The organism is Pseudomonas sp. KH_027 (genome assembly GCF_057838565.1).
In genome coordinates this window covers 225,650-245,009 of sequence record NZ_CM174470.1, presented here as the reverse complement: position 1 = coordinate 245,009, position 19,360 = coordinate 225,650, and the positions used below count along the sequence as shown (strand labels likewise).

Genomic DNA, 19,360 nt, shown 5'->3' with positions numbered 1-19,360 from the left:
CCCGGCAATTGCCGGGCATTTTTTGCAACGTCTTAGGCTTACAGGTTGTAGCCACGCTCATTGTGCTGAGCCAGGTCGAGACCGACAGTCTCTTCCTCTTCGCTGATGCGCAGGCCCATCACCAGGTCGATCACTTTGAGGATCACGAAGGTGACGATCGCGGTGTAGACCACGGTGAAGCCAACACCTTTGAACTGGATCCAGACTTGTGCGCCGATGTCTTCGACAGTGCCGAAGCCACCCAGTGCCGGTGCGGCGAACACACCCGTCAGCAGTGCGCCGACGATACCGCCGATGCCGTGCACGCCGAAGGCGTCCAGGGAGTCGTCATAGCCGAGCTTGCGCTTCAGGGTAGTGGCGCAGAAGAAGCAGATCACGCCAGCAGCCAGACCGATGACCAGGGCGCCCATCGGGCCCACTGTACCGGCAGCCGGAGTGATGCCGACCAAGCCTGCAACCACACCGGAAGCGATGCCCAGGGCGCTCGGCTTACCGTGCGTGATCCACTCGGCGAACATCCAGCCCAGGGCGGCGGCGGCAGTGGCGATCTGGGTGACCAGCATGGCCATACCGGCGGTGCCGTTGGCGGCAACGGCGGAACCGGCGTTGAAGCCGAACCAGCCGATCCACAGCATCGCGGCACCGACCAGGGTATAGCCGAGGTTGTGCGGTGCCATCGGCGTAGTTGGGTAGCCTTTGCGCTTGCCCAGCACGATGCAGGCGACCAGGCCAGCAATACCGGCGTTGATGTGCACCACGGTGCCACCAGCGAAGTCCAGCACGCCCCAGTCCCACATCAGGCCGCCGTTACCGCTCCAGACCATGTGCGCGATCGGCGCATAGACCAGGGTGAACCAGACAGCCATGAAGATCAGCATGGCCGAGAACTTCATGCGCTCGGCGAAAGCGCCGACGATCAGCGCCGGGGTAATGATCGCGAAGGTCATCTGGAAGATGATGAACACACTTTCCGGAATCGCATACGTCAAGCTGGCTGGCGTGACGCCGGCGAGGAAGGCCTTGGACAGACCGCCGATGAAGGAACTGAAGTTGACCACCCCCTGTTCCATACCGGTGGTGTCGAACGCGATGCTGTAGCCGTAAACGACCCACAGAATGCTGATCAGGCCGGTGATGGCAAAACATTGCATCATCACCGAAAGGACGTTCTTGGAGCGAACCATGCCGCCGTAGAACAGCGCCAGACCGGGGATGGTCATGAACAGCACGAGTGCGGTAGCGGTGAGCATCCACGCGGTATCGCCGGCGTTCAATACAACCTCGTCAGCGGCCATTGCCAGGCCGGGGGTAACGAGGGACAAAAGGGCTCCTAGCCCTGCGAGCTTACGCAGAGTCATATTGTTTTCTCCTGGGGCGTTGGGTTCGGCGGCTTAGATTGCGTCGGTGCCGGTTTCGCCGGTACGGATGCGAATGGCCTGTTCCAGATTGACCACGAAGATCTTGCCGTCACCGATCTTGCCGGTGTTGGCGGCCTTGGTGATGGCTTCGATAACGCGATCCAACTGGTCATCAGCGATGGCCACGTCGATCTTCACCTTGGGCAAGAAGTCGACCACGTATTCGGCGCCGCGATACAGCTCGGTGTGGCCTTTCTGCCGCCCGAAGCCTTTGACTTCAGTAACGGTGATGCCTTGCACGCCGATCTCCGACAGCGACTCGCGCACATCGTCCAGCTTGAACGGTTTGATGATGGCAGTGACTAACTTCATGAAACTCTCTCCCGTATTGGTGGACTTGTCCCAGGAAAAACGAACCCGGCTCAAGTCTAAGCGCAGTGTCTGGCTTTGTAACGCATCGGGTGTCCTCGCTGGGGCCACTCCGACAACAACCAATCGCTTTTGGCGAAGCAACTCCCCGCTTCGCCCTACGCAACCGAACTGCATCGGTGCATGCGTCATAGGCCACTAAGCAGAAAGCTTGCCAGCTCAATGAAAAGCATAGATTTCAGCCATTTACCGCAGACAAGCAGCGGCGTTAGTGGATTGTGGCAACGGGCCGCGCACAACAACGGTGCGACCGTCGCCCTTACAGTGCGCGATAACCGTGCAGAACCCCGCGCCAATTCAGCCTCGATGCTGCGTGTTACACTGCTGGCCGTACTTGTCTGGAACATCACCATGCTGCCGCCCAAAGCCTTGCTCGATGCCCTCGGCTCCCACGCCTCCCGCCTATTCAACGGTGACAGCCCGCTGCCGCGTAGCGAGTTCGAAACCCAGTTCAAAGCCCTGCTGCAAAGTGGCTTCAGCAAACTGGACCTGGTCAGCCGGGAAGAATTCGACAGCCAGATGGCCGTGCTGGCGCGCACGCGCGTACGCCTGGAAGCCCTGGAAGCTAAAGTCACCGAACTGGAAGCCAAACTGTCGCCGCCCACCGAGTAACGCACTCGGCGTGAGCGGCATGTGATCAAGGAGTGATCCATGTCTCTGGCCATCGTCCATAGCCGCGCGCAAGTCGGCGTCGAAGCCCCGGCGGTCACTGTCGAAGCTCACCTGGCCAATGGCCTGCCCTCGCTGGCCTTGGTCGGTTTGCCGGAAGCGGCCGTCAAGGAGAGCAAGGATCGGGTGCGCAGCGCCATCCTCAATTCCGGTTTCGACTTCCCGCCGCGACGTATCACCTTGAATCTGGCACCGGCCGACCTACCCAAGGATGGCGGGCGCTTCGACCTGGCCATCGCCCTCGGCATCCTCGCTGCCAGCGGCCAACTGCCCGCCGCCGCCCTGCTCGAAGTCGAATGCCTGGGCGAGCTGGCGCTGTCCGGGGCGCTACGCCCGATTCAGGGCGCACTGCCCGCCGCGCTGGCCGCCCGCGCCGCCGGGCGCGCCTTAGTGGTGCCGCGCGCCAATGCCGAAGAAGCCAGCCTGGCCTCAGGCCTTACGGTGATTGCCGCCGACCATCTGCTGGAACTGACCGCACATTTCGGCGGCCAAACCCCGATTGCGCCCTACCCGGACCTGGCGGATGTTCAGGGTCAGGTCGCGGCCAAGCGCGCGCTGCTGGTGGCGGCCGCCGGCTCGCACAATCTGCTATTCAGCGGGCCACCGGGCACTGGCAAAACCCTGCTGGCCAGCCGCCTGCCCGGGCTGCTGCCACCGTTGAGCGAGCAGGAAGCCCTGGAAGTCGCCGCCATCCAGTCAGTGGCCAGCCATACTCCGCTGAACGCCTGGCCACAGCGCCCGTTCCGCAACCCGCACCACAGTGCCTCGGGCCCGGCGCTGGTGGGCGGCGGCAGTCGACCGCAGCCGGGGGAAATCACCCTGGCGCACCACGGAGTGCTGTTCCTCGATGAGCTGCCGGAATTCGATCGCAAGGTTCTGGAAGTCTTGCGAGAACCGCTGGAGAATGGAAGTGTGTTTCTCACATTTGTAGGCAAAGAAACATTGCTGTATATATGAACAGTATAAAAGTACGCGATGAACTGATGAAAATTGCACCAACGGCGATAAACTAGCTTTTTGCCATCATCGCAGGGAGTGCAGTCGAATGAATGATCAAAGTACAACACCAGATACCACAGAACTTATCGATGGAATCGAAGGGGTCGGTACGGACGGAGCTACATCAGAGCCCTTGACGATTTTCAATGCAGTGGTACAAAAAGTTGACTGCAAGGGTCAAGTATTAGGGTCACCCTTCTACCGCACAAATGAAAAAGACATTAAAACTTATTTAACTGGTGTAATCAGAAGTGTGGTGAACATACCTCGCAGCCAACGGTTTCAGTTCTGCGCGGATGGTTATGATTCAAAGACGGCGATAGAAGCATTAGCGACTACGGCTTTCAAAACAGAAGCACTCGCCCTGACACAACGATTGCTGCAATGCGAAATTGCAACCCAAAAGAAAATTTCAGGTTTAAATGAACTTCGAGAAGGCAGCCTTCTTTGCGCACACTTCCAACTTGGCGAGGAAGAACATGTAATCTTGGTCAAAATTGACCATGCAGGATATTTGGACGAAGTAACACTTCAACGAACTTCTGGTTTGCCCGAGAAACAAAGAGCACAAAAATGCGCAACTTTTGCAATATCTGCTGGCATAGTTGACCCAACGATTGTTATCAGCGACAGCAACAACTCACTTACGGAATACTGGTGGGGTGGATTTCTCAACCTCGCATCGCTTTCCAACCCACAGCAAAACACATTAAGGGCTTTCAAAGCCATTGAAGGCCTACTTAAAACAAAGGTTGAGAAAAAGTCACCAAGCGATTATTGGACATTACGTAATGCGTTTGTAAGTTATTTCACAACTCGACCGGACTGCGTTTTTGACCAAATGATTGATGACATCATGGGAAGCTATCCTGCCCATGATCCAGATTTAGATATGTCAAAACTTGTTGCTGAAGCTAAAGAGTTACCAAAAAAGAAAGACTTCGACTCGCACTTTTCTATTGCCCCGGATGTAATCAGCAACAAAATTAAACGACAGATCCCACTCGGCCCAAACCTAGACCTCAGAATTACCGGCGAAATTTCAGACTTCGATACGACTTTTGCCACCGGCGATGATGACGGACGCAAATATCTGAAAATTTACTCAAATGAAGGATATGCCGCATTCAATAAAGGTGACAGCAAAGATGATATTCATAAAGATAGCTGAATCACTGGCATGTTCCAGAATACATATTAGCTCAGAAGAAACCAATACCACCGTTGTGGAAAAATTTCGCGTCGGCGAGTTACAGGTTGACCAAAGCGCTTTATCAAATGCTCTAACACAAATATATCAGCGAGACAGCTTTTCAATTTCTTTCGCATATGCTGACAGCGACGTAATTGACAGTTTGTCCACCAATAACGACACAGATATCCGGGTTTTTTGCGAGCGTCTAAAACTTCAAGCCGAAGAAGATGAAGCTATTACTGGCTTAATAACCATAACGATAACAAAGGGATTTTCAGGACGAACATTCTCAATCTACTCGCTAAATTTAATTGAGAAATACTGGAGATTAGGTGGCATTGCACAGGCCGCCACGAAACTATGTGCTTTAGCCGGGCGGGCTTACATTATTGAGTCATCTGAGGTTTTGTGTGAGTTTCGATCAGGCCTGTTTGTTTTTCGCCCTTCAGGACAGAACATCACCAACATCACCAACCCAGAGATACCAAACAAACAAAAACTGCTGGCCGCCCGCGACAAATGTTGCTTGTTCTATGAAAGCAAGAGTTACCCTGCAATACCGCAAGACTTTGATCTAAGTCCAGGATTTAGCCACCCAGGAATTCTCGATCTGTTCAACACGCTAAAACTTGTATTTTCCATCATATTTCTAGCCGACATCAGCTCCTTAGATGGAAATAATTTCACAGCAACCGTAAAGGGCTACAAGCATATAACATCTACAATCCAATTTGATGGATCAAAAGACGGCGAGACAGCCAACTCGTACTATGAAATATATCAATGGGCATATACTGACGGCAGCGTTACAGACAAGCTCGGAATAGCAAAGAACTTATTATCGATACATATCGAAAACAGTTCATTTAGAACATTGAGCGACGGCGTTATGCCCGCAATAATCTCAAACTACAGCATATACCTCAAAGAGAATGTAAAACAGTATATCGACATCAAGAACAAACTCTCAGATCAAATACAGAAACAATCTGAAAAAGCTGCCGACATGGTCAAATCAATTGGCACTTACCTTAGAACATCAATTTTCTCAGTATACTCTTTTGTGATTACGGCGTTTATTATCCGATCAATGTCAAAAACATCAACAGAAGGAATGTTCAGCAACGAACTGTATGCCATCTTTTTAATGTTCATCTTACTTTCAATCGGCACATTAATTTACGCGTACAAAGAAGCAGAAGCAGAGCTAAAAAGATTTGAGGCAATTTACGATTCATTCAAGTCCCGATTCGATGATTTGATTTCGAAAAGCGACAAGGAAAGAATTCTGCAAAATGATAAGGAATATAATCGCGATGTAAGATATGTAAAAGAATCACGTAAAAGAGCCGTTCTGCTTTGGATCGCATGCCTGGTGGTTCTGTTTGTTTTTGTCTCAGGAGTCAAATTCCTAAACAATACTGCCACCCCATCGGAACAGGCAGGCAGTACAGAAGTTTCTGCTTATCAACACAGTGGGTAAATTTGGGCTACGTTTGTTACAGCCACTTTACCAGTTGCACGCTCCAACCTTCCCTGCACGCATTTAATCAAACTCTAACTAGTGCCCCAATCCTAGTACAGATACACATTTCTAATTTGATTATTTAAAAAATCAAATCCTGAATTATCCGAAGTTTTTTTATGCGATTTTGTTTAATCTCTTCACCTGCCCTGATAACGTGGATACACATACAAACCCGCTGCCATCTGGCCTCAATAATTGTTCGACACCCAAAATGACCTGCAACCCTCGCCTTCCGTAGCCCACAAGGGTGGCTATTACATGCATGTGGTAATATCTCCTGAATTCATAGAATAAGTGCAACGTTTGAAACGATAGGCAGAGAGTCAGCCACCGGTAGAATCCAGGCTCTCACACCGAAGGATTCAAGCGCAGATGACTACGCATTACCGGCAGCTAACTCAGGGCCAACGTTACCAGATTGAGGCCGGTCTGAGCGCCGGAAAAAGCCAGGCAAGCATCGCGAAACAGGTTGGCGTACATCCCTCGACGATAAGTCGTGAGGTTCGCCGCAACAGCTCCCAGAAGACCTACAAAGCGGTTGCTGCGACCCATGAAAGTGATGCCCGTCGAGCGCAGGCGCGCAAGCACTGCAAGCCATTAACGTGGTTCAGCCATTATCTGCCGCTCTGGCTAAAACACGGTATGAGCCCGGAGCAGATTGCTCAGCGCCTGAAGCAAGAGCAGCCGGAGCGCGCGGTCAGTCACGAGTGGATTTATCGGTTTATCGCCACCGACAAACACGCAGGTGGCGAGTTATACAAGTATTTGCGGCACCGCAGGAAGCTGTACCGAAAACGCTACGGAAGCCACGACCGGCGCGGACAGTTGCGTAATCGCGTATCGATAACCGAGCGCCCTGCTGAGGTCGAAGCCCGCGAGCGTCTAGGTGATTGGGAGGGTGACACGGTGCATGGCGTAGGCGGCAATCTGGTCACGCTGGTTGATCGTAAAAGCGGCTACCTGAGCGCCTATCCGGTCAAGCGCAGGACGCGCCGGCAGGTAACGCGGGCGATCAATCTGTTGCTCAAGGGGCATGCTGTTCACACGCTGACGCTGGATAACGGGAAGGAGTTTGCCGGGCATGAACGCATTGCGCATCGGAGCCAGTGCCAAGTCTTTTTTGCAGAACCCTATTCATCCTGGCAGCGAGGCACTAATGAAAATACCAACGGCCTGCTCCGGCAGTATTTTCCCAAGGGCGGCGACTTCAGCAAGCTGACCGTCGAGGCGGTCAGTCGCGTGGTAACGAAGATCAATTTACGCCCGCGAAAACGCCTGGGCTGGAAGACGCCGTACGAAGTTTATGCAGGGGTGAGCGTTGCACTTATGTGTTGAATTCAGGTCTAATTAAAGATTGGAATCTTACGTCCAGCTTATCGTCGATCCAAGTTGAACCAGAAGGAGATAGTACCGAAAGGATATTTTTTGGAAGCAACATACAGCCCGACCTTCAAAGGTCACCCGATTAACACCAACCAGCTGAATGGCTGGGGATGCTATGTCGGAATCCTCGATGGAATCCACCGTCAGTTAGTGAATCTTCAATCGCACGACAGTCGGATTCAAGTTATCCGATTTGAAATCCGCCTACCATCAAAGACAAACTACGACCCCAAAGAAGAGAACCGACAACTTCGCGTATTCTTCAAAAACGTCAAGGCAAATCTGGCACTCAAACGCTGGGGTATACGTAAACGTGTAGTTCATGGCTGGGTACGTGAAGTTGGAAAGACGAAACATGGGCACTACCATGTTTTTATGGCCTTTAAACGGCTTACAGTGCGTTTTGGCACATTTTCTCGCGAAAGATATACCGGACTATGGGAAATGCTTCAGCGCTGCTCTAAAAGCATTATAGGAGCAAGTTTGAGATTCTGCCCTGTCGTTCATATTTTGGAACGTGATGATACAACAGCTTTTGACAATTGTTTTTATCATCTGAGCTACCTTGCGAAGCTGAAAGATAAAAAGTTTAAAACAGGTAGTGGACAAAAAGGCTTTGATTTTTCTCGAATTCAACACAAATCAAGTCCAAAAACTCTTATCTAATAAAAACCCCGCACATTTCGCGGGGTTTTTGTTTACTGCATTAGCGGGGCATTATTTCTTTGGTTTTCCAATGACACCGCCTTGATGATGTCGAATCCAGTCTGCTGAAGGGTCACTGGGGTGATGTATCCACCACGTCCCGCAACAACGACTCTGGCCACAACATATTTCGATGGAGGTGTGCCATCCGCACGTTTCACCATCGCCGTCCTGACACCAATCAGGTAGGCACTGGATGTCGGCACAACCCAGCATTCCCCGGTCTTCTTGTAGGGGTTGAAGAATTCATGGAAGAACTTTGTCACATCCGTGTCGAGAGCTGGTCGCTGCTCAAACATCCGAAAGAAGACATCAGCATCTGAGCACATCACGTTTTCGCCCGTAATGTCAGCAGCAGGCCCGACATCAAGGTCACCTGTTTTGCCATAAATCTCGGCCTGCGCATGGCCGGCTGCCAGGGTTAGAAAGAGCCCTGCCGTCAGTAAACCCCGTGCATATCCAATCATTCTTTGCCCACCCAGCCTTCGCCATTCGAAACCGGCTTCGCACGTGTTTCGCCCTTCGCAGCCAGACCACTCATAAATACGAAGAACGCTAGGCCAAGCAGCACAACGGCAACGAATGTGAACATATCCATAGCCCCAGGAATGCCACTACGCAGATTTCTGAAAGCATAAAAAGCAGCTGCCAGTGATGCTGGTGCGGCTGATGCAGCGATGAAAATCCCGGTGAACATCAGTTTCATAGGTGTGGTCCATCTCTTATTCGGAAAAATGACTATACCGTCTGAGTATATGTTTTAGCCATTTTTCTATACGGCAACCGATCTTCTTCGCGCGCAGACCCAATGCAAGTATTTGATTTTGCTTGGAGTCCGCATGGAAGAGTCAGCCGCAAGCGCCCTTGGGAAGCGAATCAAAGCAATGCGAGTTGCCCGAGGCTTGACCCAAGAACAGCTGGGCGAGTTGGCGGGATACGAGCCAATGACGATCAGTCGATTCGAAACGGCCAATTACGCCCCAGGGCTTGACGCCCTAGAAGTGTTGGCCCGCGCACTAAATGTCGAGCTAAGTGCATTTTTCCAGTTCGACGCACCGCCAATTTCCGCTGCTGAACTGCGGCATCGCATCTGTGATGAGGTGTACAGCACCGATGACACATCAGCGCTAGCCGCAATGTTGAAGGCTATCCGAAAACTGAAATCCTGATCGATGCGGACTACAGCTGATCACCGACCAAAACAGCCCGGCCCTTGTCAGCGTCTGCTTCGCAGCCGGTCGAAGGTGCCCAGTTCAGGGCTGCCGTTTGTTCTTTCAGCGAAACCACCAAACGCCGATCCAAGCATTCCGCCATCGCCTTTTTCGCAACGGCTTCCAGACTGTCGTTATCCCAACGCACAACCCGATAGCTAAATACTTGCGATTCTAGGTCTTCACCGGTTGTATGGTGGAAGATCGTCGCGACTGCCTCGATGCAGAAATTACGGTCACGACTGCAACGAATTTCGACGGCATTGAATCCTGGCGTTTGGTAACCCTCAACTGTCTTCCACCCGCCCCATATGGTCAGTTCGCCTTGATCTTGCTTGAAGATCAGCGGTGGAATGGTCGTGCTTTCGAGGGGTGATGGCTTGGTTAGCCATAGAACGAAATGCGTAGCAACCAAAGCTGATGCCAAAGCGATCAACAGATAATTGATGTAACGCATACCAGAGTCCTTTCTGAAATGGCCATCCTGGCCGGGCTATGGAACGGTAGAGCAAGCTTCTAAGAAGGCAAGCCAGAAGGGTGTATTGCCACACTAAACTTTTCCAACTCCCCCCAATCATATGCGGCCTCATCTACAACCCAGAACGCCCCACCAAAATAGAAAAGCATCATAATGAACTTGTGATACTTTCTATAAAAATCCGTCAAGGTACTATGTGGACTAAGTCTTTTGTCCAAAGCATGCGCCGTCCGATTCCTTACCAACCTAAAATCCTGACCAAAATTAGCAGGAACCTTTACCTTATAATAAGAAATATCATTATCGCTTGACCGTCGAACACCCCCTTCGATTCGACGCACGGTATTATCTAAATATTTTTGTGCTTCCAGGTTTAATAGTGCATCCGCATCCTTCCAGTCTATCTTCGATGTATTCTTTCGGTCACGCTGCATGGCAGATATGAAGAACTCATACAAATGATGAATGAACGCAGAATAAGAACTATACAGCCTAACTTTTTCAGCCCTCGAAAGACCATCCAAGATTTCTTTTGCAGCCAGATCACCAAAAAGCAAAAAGCTCTGTTGGCACAAATAGAACTCGTGAACCATAGTGCCTACAAGTCGTTTGTCCGTGTCATCACCAGCATTAAATTTGGCCATTATGAATCCTACGCACGATAAGGAATATCGGATTTGATAACAGGCAAAGGCTCTAAGTTGTTCGAAATAATCAATGCCTGCAACGATCTTTCCGCAATATCCTGATCCGCCACTGGCCCTATGTGAATTGCGGTTATCGCACGCCGATCAACCAATTTTCGGAGGTATGGAACCAAATACGCCCCCTTGGATCGAAATTCAACAGAGCCAGATGTCAACGCTTCCGCCTGAACAATTCTGACCTCAGACTCCTCAGAGAAGTGTTCATTCTTAAAACAGGCTGCTGTCGAAACCAATCTTGTGAACTCCCCCAGGCCGTCTGGCCCTATTCCTTCATCGCTGATTTCATCAGCCAACCTTGAAACCACTTCTTCAACCGTTTGCTTCACCAGCCTGTCTTTCTCACTTTTTTTGTAAACACAGTCCAGCAAATCAAAATCCTGCTCCAAAATTTCTCTGGAAAATTCGATAGCAAAATAACCGTAGGCACGCCATTGACTAAGTAGGTTTTCCTTGCGACTAAATGAACAACTGAAAAGTGGTCTTCGCTGATATCCAAATTGAGCATGGTTCTTGAAGCTTGCATCTACAAACTCCAAGGCTCTATTTTTAGCCTTCTCTTTATATCCCACTAGGTCCATCAACTCTAAGTGATAACGAATTTCATTTATTCCTGCAACCAACTCCATCTTGTCATTCATGAATTCCAAATGTGATAGCCAAAGCTCCCCCCTAGACACAATGGAACACACAGCAGCAAGGTCTGTGTAATGAAACAGCGAGTCATTCTTCAAAATCACTTCCACCCCAGTTCGTGTCCATTAAAGCTCAGCATATCCAGTAATGCAGCATAGCTCGCTAATCGTATCGCCCTGATAGGCAGCTACGCATAGCTACGACAGTCTTCTCTTGGGTACACCCCAAAGAACGCAGCAACCTGATCACAGCCACACCTCGGCCCCGTATCAATTCGGACTAGCTCCCGACACTGAACACAGGCGCGAACGAAAACCTGAAACCAAATGCAAACAAGCATGGAATTGGCGGCGACCAAAAACGTCCGTTAATGACACCAGCCCCGGCAATGCCAAACCGCAGCCCTTAAATTAGGGGTTGCAGTTTTGGCACCACCAATCATAATGACACCACGTTAAAGAGCCTTACGAGAGTGTCGCCATGTCCCGCACCTTTGCCTACTGTCGTGTTAGTACCGCTGGCCAAACCACTGAAAACCAAATTCAGGAAATCAAAGCAGCTGGGTTCGATCTGCAACCACAACGGGCAATCGAGGAAACGATCAGCGGCAGTATCAGCACCAGCCAACGCACAGGTTTTAACAAGTTGCTAGAACGTATGGAATCCGGTGACGTATTGGTTGTAACCAAGCTAGATAGACTTGGACGAAACGCCATTGATGTTCAATCCACGGTTGAGCTGCTGGAAGGCAAAGGGATCAGGGTTCATTGCTTGGCTTTGGGTGGTGTCGATCTGACCAGCGCAGCCGGCAAGATGACCATGGGTGTTCTGGCCGCTGTTGCACAATTTGAGCGAGATCTGTTGATCGAACGTACGCAAGCAGGGTTACAACGGACAAAAGCAGCAGGGACGAAACTAGGCCGTCCAATGGCTGCATCTGTTGAAGATGTACGAAATCTGAAAACGGAGGGGTTGTCGCAATCTGCCGTAGCAGCACGGCTCAATGTGAGTCTGTCGACGGTGAAACGGCTTTGGACGAAATAACCCGCTGTAACCTTCTACAAGGCCCCTGATGGGGCTTTTTGTGTTTCTGAAGGTATGCACCAGCCACCACATGAATAATTTGATGCAATGCACTACAGACGGCGCACGGGACACTTGAGTGCGGGCAATCAAAAAACATAGCTTGAAGTCATGTGTGCCCCATACGGGGGGGAGGTGAACCAGTATGGAACCTTACACCCAACTAGTTGCAAACGAATCCAGCAGGCTAGACTTTAATATTATGCCTTCACGCACCAAATTTACAAACTAATCAGTGTTCAAACAAAATTTCGCCAAATTTGGAAGCCCATACATTTCAAGTGGACTGTGTAGTGAGAATTTTTGCACTTGAGTTAACAGTTCAAGCCCATCTCTTGACACAACCATTTTCAAGGAACGACTTGCAGAGTCAAATTGAAATTCAAATTTGATTTTCTTCGCAGTAAAGAATCTATTAAGTTCCAAACGTCCGAATTTAGTTTTAAACTTTTCAACTACATCGTTAACGCTATGCAACGGAAGAGTCACCTTGCTGGCGCTGACCTGCTTATTGAGCCTATCAACTTCCGCCCCTTTTTCGTAAATATACCTTTCAAGATTAGCGATTTTCTTCATGATCAAATCAGGTATTTCACCTCCATATTGATCTATGGATAATCCGAATCTTTCATACTCTCCTTGGGCCGCCAGCAGATCACCTTGCGCCTTCACCAAGTCTTCACGAACTTTCTCATCGCCCGGCGTTAGATCAGTGAACAACAATGCTAAATCGTTTTTGGTTCCGGCAACAGCCTCCAAATAACTTTCTTTGTATTCACGATCAATCTTAATATGACCTTGATTGTACTGACGCCCCCCAGCTTCTCTCGAAATATCGAGAGGCTTGTCAAGCTTCAAATACCCGAAACCAACAGGCTGATCGCTTTTAATTGTAAACTTTATGAATAACAGTGCCATCCCGAATGCAAGATCAAACCTGAACCGCTGATCGCAAACACCCTTTAATTCTTTCCGGGTATAACAATTAAAATAGAAGTACATTACACCTTTTGGGTTTTTCTGCTTTTCAAACACCAGACTAGCGCCACACTTTCCACACTTAACAACATTACGGAATATGTTTATCTCATCAGTTGATGTATTCCCATAATCTTTTCTATCTCGACGACTTTGCATTGCCGCGACAGCATCATTGAATACATCCTGATTAACAATCCCAGGATAATACCCTTCTATATATTCCAAAAATTCTTTTTTGCCTTTATCAGTTCTTTTCTGCGACCTCAGTACACCTAGTGGGTATTGGCTTTTTATCATGTGCGCAACATGACGATTTGCCCATTTTCGCTTCGAATTTAAATTAACTTCCCTTATGGCATTTGAAACACCCATATACTTCAGAAGCTCAAATATCTTCCGTATCTCATCAGCTTCAACTTCATTTATTACAAATTTTGCTTCAGCATGATCATAGACCAACCCATATGGGGCATTGGATTTATTGATTTTTGCAACACCAGTCATTGCAAGCGACTTCGCCTTCGTCCATGCAGATTTCCGGCGAAATGATTTTGTCTCAGACTCTTCATTGGCCCGCTTTGCTATCAAAGAGATCATCATCAATGTATTAAAATCTTCTGACGGATCATCATATGAATAACATTTTGAGTCCGATGTTGTGTAAATCTTAATTCCTTTCTTGAGTATGCCTTGAAGCAACTCCACACCATCCAGAACCCGCTGCCGCGTTATGCGATCAATCGACTCAACAACAATGTAATCCCCAGCTCTTATAATTTTCTTATCAATTCTATCTAGTATTTCCTTGAACTTTCCCTTGTTGACGTTATTTCCCCTATAAGAAGAAACACCCTCGTCAATAATTGTTTCCTTTACTTCGACACCTGTCGTTTTTGTAAAAGCATTCAGGGGATTAGCTTGACGCTCGACAGACTCACCCACAGCTTGAGCCATCGTGGAATATCGTATGTAGGCGTAGCCGACAGGTAACATTTGTGTGTGATCCTCAAATTATTATGTGTGAGAATACACTACACCCTTTGAAAGCGGGCAGATCGTGATTGCCCGGGCGCGGGATAAGGTGCGCTTTCCCGCCCGCTTCCAGTTGGTAGCGGCGATGAACCCCTGCCCGTGCGGCTACCTGGGTGACCCGAGTGGCCGCTGCCGTTGCAGCACCGAGCAGATCCAGCGCTACCGCGGCAAACTCTCCGGGCCTCTGCTCGACCGGATCGACCTGCACCTGACCGTCGCCCGCGAAAGCACTTCGCTCAACCCGCCGCGGCAAACCGGGGATGACACGGCCAGCGGCGCCGCCATAGTTGCCGCCGCCCGCGCCTGCCAGGAGCACCGACAGGGCTGCGCCAATGCCTTTCTGGACCTGGCCGGCCTGCAGCAGAATTGTCGCCTGTCCACGACCGACCAGGACTGGCTGGAGACCGCCTGCGAACGCCTGGGCCTGTCGCTACGGGCCGCCCACCGCGTGCTGAAAGTGGCCAGAACCCTGGCCGATATGGAACAGGCACCGAGCATTCAGCGCGGACATGTGGCCGAAGCCCTGCAATATCGGCCGGCGGCGCAAGGCTGAAGCCGGCGATTGCAGCGCCCCGCCTTTACTCCAGCAACTCGACCGGCGGCAGTTGCATGGCCTGCACCTCGGCCAGCAGAAAGTCGCTCAAGCGCCGCAAGCGTTCGCCGCCGGCGCGGGCCCTGGGCCAGACCAGGTAATAGCTGCAACCGCTGGCCACCGCGCTCGGCCAGGGCAGGGCCAGCCGTCCCTGCTCGACATCCTCGGCGACCATCACCAGGTCGCCGATGGACACCCCGTAACCGCGGGCGGCGGCGACCATACCCAGCTCCAGGGTATCGAATGCCTGTCCGCCCTTGAGCGACACCTGTGCGCTCAAGCCCATGCGCTCAAGCCATTGCCGCCAATCGCGGCGGTCCGGGGTCGGGTGCAGCAGCTCGGCGCTGGCCAGGCGCGCGGCATCCCACGGCCCCTCCTGGACCAGCGTCGGCGGCCCCACCGGAATCAACCACTCGCGAAACAACAGGGTGCTTTCCCATTCCCCCGGGAAGTGCCCGTCGCCGAGCAGCACGGCGCAGTCGAATGGCTCATTGAGAAAATCCACCTTGTCCACGTCCATCCAGGCGCTGGTCAGCTGCACTTCATTGTCCGCCTGCAAATGCCGGAAACGGCTCAGCCGTGCCAGCAACCAACGCATGGTCAGGGTCGAGGGCGCCTTCAGCCGCAGCGTATCGTCTTCCGCACGCAAGGTATTGCAGGCCCGCTCCAATGCCGCAAAACCCTCACGCACGCCCGGCAGCAGCAACCGCGCCGCCTCGGTCAATTGCAGGGTGCGACCCTGGCGCTGGAACAGCCGACAGGCGAAGTGTTCCTCAAGAGTACGGATATGCCGGCTCACGGCACTCTGGGTGATGGTCAGCTCCTCCGCCGCCCGGGTGAAGGAAGCGTGCCGGGCGGCGGCCTCGAAGGCGCGCAGGGCATAGAGCCCGGGAAGACGTTGCGACACAGCGACCTACCTACTATGAGTTTTAATCATGCACAGCATCGTTTTTATCCTTTTGTGCCAAGCCGTGCAACTCCCGAGAATAGCCATGTTCTTCACCGGTGCAGGAAAGCCCGGGCAGCCACTTTATTGAGCCTGACTCATCATGCCACGCACCACTCGCAACGAACTATGGGCCATCTTGCGCCTCGCCGGACCGCTGATTGCCGCGCAGTTGGCGCATGTCCTGATGGTCTTCACCGACACCGTGATGATGGGGATGATCGGCCCCGACGCCCTGGCCGGTGGCGGCCTGGGGGCGGCCAGCTATTCCTTTGTCTCGATCTTCTGCGTCGGGGTGATCGCCGCCGTCGGCAACCTGGTCGCCATTCGCCATGGCGCCGGCGATAACCTCGGTGCCGCGCGCCTGACCCAGAGCGGCCTCTGGCTCGGCTGGGGGTTGGCACTGGGCGCCGGGCTGTTGCTGTGGAACCTCGGCCCGCTGCTGTTGCGCTTCAACCAGGCCCCGGACAGCGTGGTCGCGGCCAGCACCTTCCTCTCCACCCTGGTGTTCGCCCTGCCCGGCTACATGAGTTTCATGGCGCTGCGCGGCTTCACCAGCGCCATCGGCCGCGCCGGCCCGGTGATGGCGATCAGCATCGGCGGGGCACTGGCCAACTTCGTCCTCAACTATGTGCTGATTCACGGCCTGTTCGGCCTGCCACGCATGGGCCTGGCCGGGATCGGCCTGGTCACCGCAGTGGTGATGAACCTCATGGCGCTGATTCTCGCGCTGCATGTGATCCGTCACCCGGCCTATGCCGCCTACCCATTGCTGCCGGGCCTGCTGCGCCCTTCGCGGGTGGCGCTGGGCGAGCTGCTGCGCCTGGGCCTGCCGATTGGCGGAACCTACGCGGTGGAGTCCGGCCTGTTCGCCTTCGCCGCGCTGTGCATGGGCGCACTGGGCAGCACGCAGCTGGCGGCGCACCAGATCGCCCTGCAGTCGGTGTACGTGGCGTTTATGGTGCCGGTGGGCATTTCCTATGCCGTGACCTTCCGCATCGGCCAGCATTTCGGCGCCGGCCGCCTGGCCGATGCGCGCCGCGCCGGGCGCCTCGGGATCGCCGTAGGTGCCGGCTGCATGCTCGGCTTCGCCCTGCTGTTCTGGCTGGCACCCGGCTGGGTGGTTGGCTTGTTCCTCGAGCACGATGACCCGGCCTATGCCGAGGTGATCGCGCTGGCTGTCAGCCTGCTGGCCATTGCCGCCTGGTTCGAGTTGTTCGACGGCATCCAGACCATCGCCATGGGCGCGATCCGCGGCTTGAAAGATGCCAAGACCACCTTTCTGGTGGGCCTGGCCTGCTACTGGCTGGTAGGCGCGCCGGCGGCCTGGTGGCTGACCTTCCAGCTCGGCTGGGGCGCCGCGGGTGTCTGGTGGGGGTTGGCGCTCGGGCTGGCCTGTGCGGCGCTCGGGTTGACCCTGGGTTTCGAATGGAAGACCGCCCGGCTGCTACGGGCAGAGGATTGCAACGCGCCGGGGTTACCGGGTGCACGGGTAAACCCGTAGAAGCACGTTAAGATTCAGGTTGCCCCGCCAGCAGCGCCTGGCGGCTGCCGAACACCAGGAAGCGCGCCAACTCGGCCAGCGGCAAGGGCTTGCTGATCAGATAGCCCTGCACCTGATCGCAGCCGAACTGGCGCAGCAGGGCCAGTTGCTCGGCGGTTTCCACGCCTTCGGCCACCACTTCCAGGTCGAGGTTGTGCGCCAGGTTGATCATCGCCCGCACCAATTGACGATTCTCCGGGCGCATATCCATGCCGCCGACGAAGCTCTTGTCGATCTTCAGCAGGGTGATCGGCAAGCTGTTGAGGTGCACGAAAGAGGAAAACCCGGTGCCGAAATCGTCCAGCGAGAAGCGCACGCCGAGTCGTCCGAGCGCTTGCATGGTCAGCTGCACCTGATCGCTGCGGCGCATCACGGCGGTTTCGGTCAGCTCGAATTCGAGCCACTGCGCGTCCACTCCGCGCTCGCTGATCAGGCGGCTCAGGGTCGACAACAACTGGCTGTCCTGGAACTGGCGGAAGGATAGATTGACCGCCATATGCAACGCCGGCAGGCCACGCCCGCGCAACCACTGCATGTCGCGCAGGGCTCGGGATATCACCCAATAGCCGAGCGGCACGATCAGCCCGCTTTCCTCGGCCAGCGGCACGAACTCATCCGGCCCCAGTAGGCCACGCTCGCGGTGTCGCCAGCGCACCAGTGCTTCCAGGCCGAGAATCCGCCCGCTCTGCAGGCACAATCGCGGCTGGTAATGCAGCTCCAGTTCGTCGCGGCGCAGGGCACGCCGCAGCTCAGCCTCAAGGTCGGCGAGGCTGCGCGCATTGCGGTTGAGCCGCTCGTCATAGACATGAAACGTACAGCCCTGGACGTTCTTGGCCTGCTGCATGGCGATGTGCGCATGCCACATCAACGGGTCGGCGCCTGAACCGGCGCGAGCATGAACCAGCCCCAGGCTGCAGCCGATCAGCAGGCTCTCGCCGTCCACCCGGTAAGGCTCGGAGAGCGCCTCGACGATCCGCTCGGCAATCCGCTCGCCCCGCGCCGGGTCGCGGCGAATATCCAGCAGCAGGGCGAATTCGTCGCTACCCAGGCGCGCCAGCTGGTCGCCGGCCGCCAGTTGCGCCTTCAAGCGCGCGACCACCTGCAGAATCAGGCGGTCACCGGCCTGGTGGCCGAGGGCATCGTTGGCGTGGCGAAAGTTGTCCAGATCGAGATGGCCGAGGGCCAGGCCACGGCCCTGGAACTCGGCCAGGCGCGCGGCGAGCAGGGTCTGGAAACCCTGGCGGTTGGCGATGCCGGTCAGCGGGTCCTGTTCGGCCAGGCGGAGCAGGGTTTCTTTCAGGTGGCCCTGCTCGCGCACATAGCGCAGGCAGCGGCGCAGTACATCGGCGCTGAGGCCGTCGCGCACCAGCCAATCACTGACCCCGAGCGGCGGCTCGTCCGGCTCCCGCTCCAGCAGCAGCACAGTCGGCAGCGAACAATGGCCAGTGACGGGCTGCAAGCCCGGGGTGGTCAGCAGCAGACCATTGCCGCTCTCATCGAACAGGCCGCTGGCGGCCGCCCAGGACGGCGCGGTAATCAACGCCGACATGTTGCCCAACGCAGCCAGATGCTCACGCAGTAACACTGCCCATTCCGGCGCCTCGGCCAGCAGGACTATACGTAAGGGTTCGACAAACGCGGACAAGCGACCTCCCCAGGTCAAAAGAACGTTGGTGGTTCTCCACCACTGCGCACCGTTATCGGCGTCTCTTTGCACACGTCCTGTGCGGTGTTTCCCTGCCTCCTGCAGGCTCGCCTCGGTATCCACCGACTGCTTCAACCTGCACTAGCGTACTGCATTGCGCGAAATAACCAAGGCTGGCGCGTTGCCAGTACGGGTTGTATCACAGTATTCCAGACGGTTACGGCATAAGCGGTCAGGCCTGCT

The 19,360-nt window shown here is 53.8% G+C and carries 18 protein-coding genes and 2 pseudogenes; 10 read left to right on the top strand and 10 right to left on the bottom strand.

Annotation, left to right across the window (positions count from 1 at the left end; all coding sequences use genetic code 11):
* Positions 1-38 precede the first annotated feature (38 nt).
* Both AC3IYG_RS01180 and glnK read right to left on the bottom strand, forming a co-directional pair.
* A complete protein-coding gene (locus AC3IYG_RS01180; protein WP_489311895.1) occupies positions 39-1,358 on the bottom strand; it encodes an ammonium transporter in 1,320 nt (439 codons plus the stop codon).
* Between the two features lie 33 nt (positions 1,359-1,391).
* Entirely contained in the window at positions 1,392-1,730 is a 339-nt protein-coding gene (glnK, locus tag AC3IYG_RS01175; protein WP_003457590.1) for a P-II family nitrogen regulator, read from the bottom strand.
* 408 nt (positions 1,731-2,138) lie between these two features.
* Between glnK and AC3IYG_RS01170 the strand changes: the two genes are divergently transcribed.
* The 6 genes and pseudogenes from AC3IYG_RS01170 to AC3IYG_RS01145 all read left to right on the top strand — a co-directional run bounded on the left by AC3IYG_RS01170 (position 2,139) and on the right by AC3IYG_RS01145 (position 8,227).
* The gene (locus tag AC3IYG_RS01170) at positions 2,139-2,399 is read left to right on the top strand and encodes an accessory factor UbiK family protein (RefSeq protein ID WP_489313995.1); all 261 of its coding nucleotides are present in this window, start codon (positions 2,139-2,141) and stop codon (positions 2,397-2,399) included.
* Between the two features lie 39 nt (positions 2,400-2,438).
* Positions 2,439-3,377 (top strand): annotated as a pseudogene (locus tag AC3IYG_RS01165) (YifB family Mg chelatase-like AAA ATPase); the annotation flags it as partial.
* Between the two features lie 124 nt (positions 3,378-3,501).
* On the top strand, positions 3,502-4,626 hold the full coding sequence (locus tag AC3IYG_RS01160) for a nucleoid-associated protein (protein ID WP_489311894.1): 1,125 nt from the start codon (positions 3,502-3,504) through the stop codon (positions 4,624-4,626).
* Positions 4,604-6,133, top strand: coding sequence for a hypothetical protein (locus AC3IYG_RS01155; RefSeq protein WP_489311893.1), 1,530 nt, complete (start codon positions 4,604-4,606; stop codon positions 6,131-6,133). Before AC3IYG_RS01160 ends, AC3IYG_RS01155 begins: the two co-directional genes overlap by 23 nt.
* 417 nt (positions 6,134-6,550) lie before the next feature.
* A complete protein-coding gene (locus AC3IYG_RS01150) occupies positions 6,551-7,513 on the top strand; it encodes an IS30-like element ISPsme1 family transposase (RefSeq protein WP_017846754.1) in 963 nt (320 codons plus the stop codon).
* Positions 7,514-7,603: 90 nt separating this feature from the next.
* Complete coding sequence (locus tag AC3IYG_RS01145; protein WP_489311892.1) at positions 7,604-8,227, top strand: YagK/YfjJ domain-containing protein; 624 nt, start codon at positions 7,604-7,606, stop codon at positions 8,225-8,227.
* A gap of 32 nt (positions 8,228-8,259) precedes the next feature.
* On the opposite strand, the gene AC3IYG_RS01140 is transcribed toward AC3IYG_RS01145, so the two are convergent.
* Positions 8,260-8,733, bottom strand: coding sequence for a hypothetical protein (locus AC3IYG_RS01140; RefSeq protein WP_489311891.1), 474 nt, complete (start codon positions 8,731-8,733; stop codon positions 8,260-8,262).
* Positions 8,730-8,972, bottom strand: a complete 243-nt coding sequence (locus AC3IYG_RS01135) for a hypothetical protein (protein WP_489311890.1) — start codon at positions 8,970-8,972, stop codon at positions 8,730-8,732. The genes AC3IYG_RS01140 and AC3IYG_RS01135 overlap by 4 nt, the downstream gene beginning before the upstream one ends.
* 133 nt (positions 8,973-9,105) lie before the next feature.
* Between AC3IYG_RS01135 and AC3IYG_RS01130 the strand changes: the two genes are divergently transcribed.
* On the top strand, positions 9,106-9,435 hold the full coding sequence (locus AC3IYG_RS01130; RefSeq protein WP_489311889.1) for a helix-turn-helix transcriptional regulator: 330 nt from the start codon (positions 9,106-9,108) through the stop codon (positions 9,433-9,435).
* Between the two features lie 10 nt (positions 9,436-9,445).
* On the opposite strand, the gene AC3IYG_RS01125 is transcribed toward AC3IYG_RS01130, so the two are convergent.
* From AC3IYG_RS01125 to AC3IYG_RS01115, 3 genes are read right to left on the bottom strand one after another with little or no spacing between them, the layout of a single operon-like run.
* The gene (locus tag AC3IYG_RS01125; RefSeq protein WP_489311888.1) at positions 9,446-9,934 is read right to left on the bottom strand and encodes a hypothetical protein; all 489 of its coding nucleotides are present in this window, start codon (positions 9,932-9,934) and stop codon (positions 9,446-9,448) included.
* Between the two features lie 59 nt (positions 9,935-9,993).
* Complete coding sequence (locus AC3IYG_RS01120; protein WP_489311887.1) at positions 9,994-10,599, bottom strand: hypothetical protein; 606 nt, start codon at positions 10,597-10,599, stop codon at positions 9,994-9,996.
* Positions 10,600-10,607: 8 nt separating this feature from the next.
* Positions 10,608-11,300 (bottom strand): DUF2971 domain-containing protein, encoded by a 693-nt coding sequence (locus AC3IYG_RS01115; RefSeq protein WP_489311886.1) that lies wholly within the window; start codon positions 11,298-11,300, stop codon positions 10,608-10,610.
* 475 nt (positions 11,301-11,775) lie between these two features.
* Here AC3IYG_RS01115 and AC3IYG_RS01110 point away from each other — a divergent pair, with 475 nt between their 5' ends.
* The gene (locus tag AC3IYG_RS01110; RefSeq protein WP_489311885.1) at positions 11,776-12,339 is read left to right on the top strand and encodes a recombinase family protein; all 564 of its coding nucleotides are present in this window, start codon (positions 11,776-11,778) and stop codon (positions 12,337-12,339) included.
* Positions 12,340-12,606: 267 nt separating this feature from the next.
* Here the strand turns inward: AC3IYG_RS01110 and AC3IYG_RS01105 are convergent, their stop codons facing one another.
* Entirely contained in the window at positions 12,607-14,352 is a 1,746-nt protein-coding gene (locus AC3IYG_RS01105) for a recombinase family protein (RefSeq protein ID WP_489332149.1), read from the bottom strand.
* 43 nt (positions 14,353-14,395) lie between these two features.
* On the opposite strand from AC3IYG_RS01105, the pseudogene AC3IYG_RS01100 reads away from it, so the two are divergent.
* Positions 14,396-14,944, top strand: a pseudogene (locus tag AC3IYG_RS01100) (ATP-binding protein); the annotation flags it as partial.
* A 25-nt stretch (positions 14,945-14,969) separates the two neighbouring features.
* On the opposite strand, the gene AC3IYG_RS01095 reads toward AC3IYG_RS01100, so the two are convergent.
* On the bottom strand, positions 14,970-15,890 hold the full coding sequence (locus tag AC3IYG_RS01095; RefSeq protein ID WP_489311883.1) for a LysR substrate-binding domain-containing protein: 921 nt from the start codon (positions 15,888-15,890) through the stop codon (positions 14,970-14,972).
* Between the two features lie 142 nt (positions 15,891-16,032).
* On the opposite strand from AC3IYG_RS01095, the gene AC3IYG_RS01090 reads away from it, so the two are divergent.
* Entirely contained in the window at positions 16,033-17,433 is a 1,401-nt protein-coding gene (locus AC3IYG_RS01090) for a NorM family multidrug efflux MATE transporter (protein ID WP_489311882.1), read from the top strand.
* A 7-nt stretch (positions 17,434-17,440) separates the two neighbouring features.
* Here the strand turns inward: AC3IYG_RS01090 and AC3IYG_RS01085 are convergent, their stop codons facing one another.
* On the bottom strand, positions 17,441-19,117 hold the full coding sequence (locus AC3IYG_RS01085) for a putative bifunctional diguanylate cyclase/phosphodiesterase (protein ID WP_489311881.1): 1,677 nt from the start codon (positions 19,115-19,117) through the stop codon (positions 17,441-17,443).
* Positions 19,118-19,360 lie beyond the last annotated feature (243 nt).

Bases quoted from the DNA above. Each gene is read 5' to 3' on its own strand.
- AC3IYG_RS01180 (WP_489311895.1), bottom strand. From the start codon at position 1,358: ATGACTCTGCGTAAGCTCGCAGGGCTAGGAGCCCTTTTGTCCCTCGTT.
- glnK (WP_003457590.1), bottom strand. From the start codon at position 1,730: ATGAAGTTAGTCACTGCCATCATCAAACCGTTCAAGCTGGACGATGTG.
- AC3IYG_RS01170 (WP_489313995.1), top strand. From the start codon at position 2,139: ATGCTGCCGCCCAAAGCCTTGCTCGATGCCCTCGGCTCCCACGCCTCC.
- AC3IYG_RS01160 (WP_489311894.1), top strand. From the start codon at position 3,502: ATGAATGATCAAAGTACAACACCAGATACCACAGAACTTATCGATGGA.
- AC3IYG_RS01155 (WP_489311893.1), top strand. From the start codon at position 4,604: ATGATATTCATAAAGATAGCTGAATCACTGGCATGTTCCAGAATACAT.
- AC3IYG_RS01150 (WP_017846754.1), top strand. From the start codon at position 6,551: ATGACTACGCATTACCGGCAGCTAACTCAGGGCCAACGTTACCAGATT.
- AC3IYG_RS01140 (WP_489311891.1), bottom strand. From the start codon at position 8,733: ATGATTGGATATGCACGGGGTTTACTGACGGCAGGGCTCTTTCTAACC.
- AC3IYG_RS01135 (WP_489311890.1), bottom strand. From the start codon at position 8,972: ATGAAACTGATGTTCACCGGGATTTTCATCGCTGCATCAGCCGCACCA.
- AC3IYG_RS01130 (WP_489311889.1), top strand. From the start codon at position 9,106: ATGGAAGAGTCAGCCGCAAGCGCCCTTGGGAAGCGAATCAAAGCAATG.
- AC3IYG_RS01125 (WP_489311888.1), bottom strand. From the start codon at position 9,934: ATGCGTTACATCAATTATCTGTTGATCGCTTTGGCATCAGCTTTGGTT.
- AC3IYG_RS01120 (WP_489311887.1), bottom strand. From the start codon at position 10,599: ATGGCCAAATTTAATGCTGGTGATGACACGGACAAACGACTTGTAGGC.
- AC3IYG_RS01115 (WP_489311886.1), bottom strand. From the start codon at position 11,300: ATGAATGACAAGATGGAGTTGGTTGCAGGAATAAATGAAATTCGTTAT.
- AC3IYG_RS01110 (WP_489311885.1), top strand. From the start codon at position 11,776: ATGTCCCGCACCTTTGCCTACTGTCGTGTTAGTACCGCTGGCCAAACC.
- AC3IYG_RS01105 (WP_489332149.1), bottom strand. From the start codon at position 14,352: ATGTTACCTGTCGGCTACGCCTACATACGATATTCCACGATGGCTCAA.
- AC3IYG_RS01090 (WP_489311882.1), top strand. From the start codon at position 16,033: ATGCCACGCACCACTCGCAACGAACTATGGGCCATCTTGCGCCTCGCC.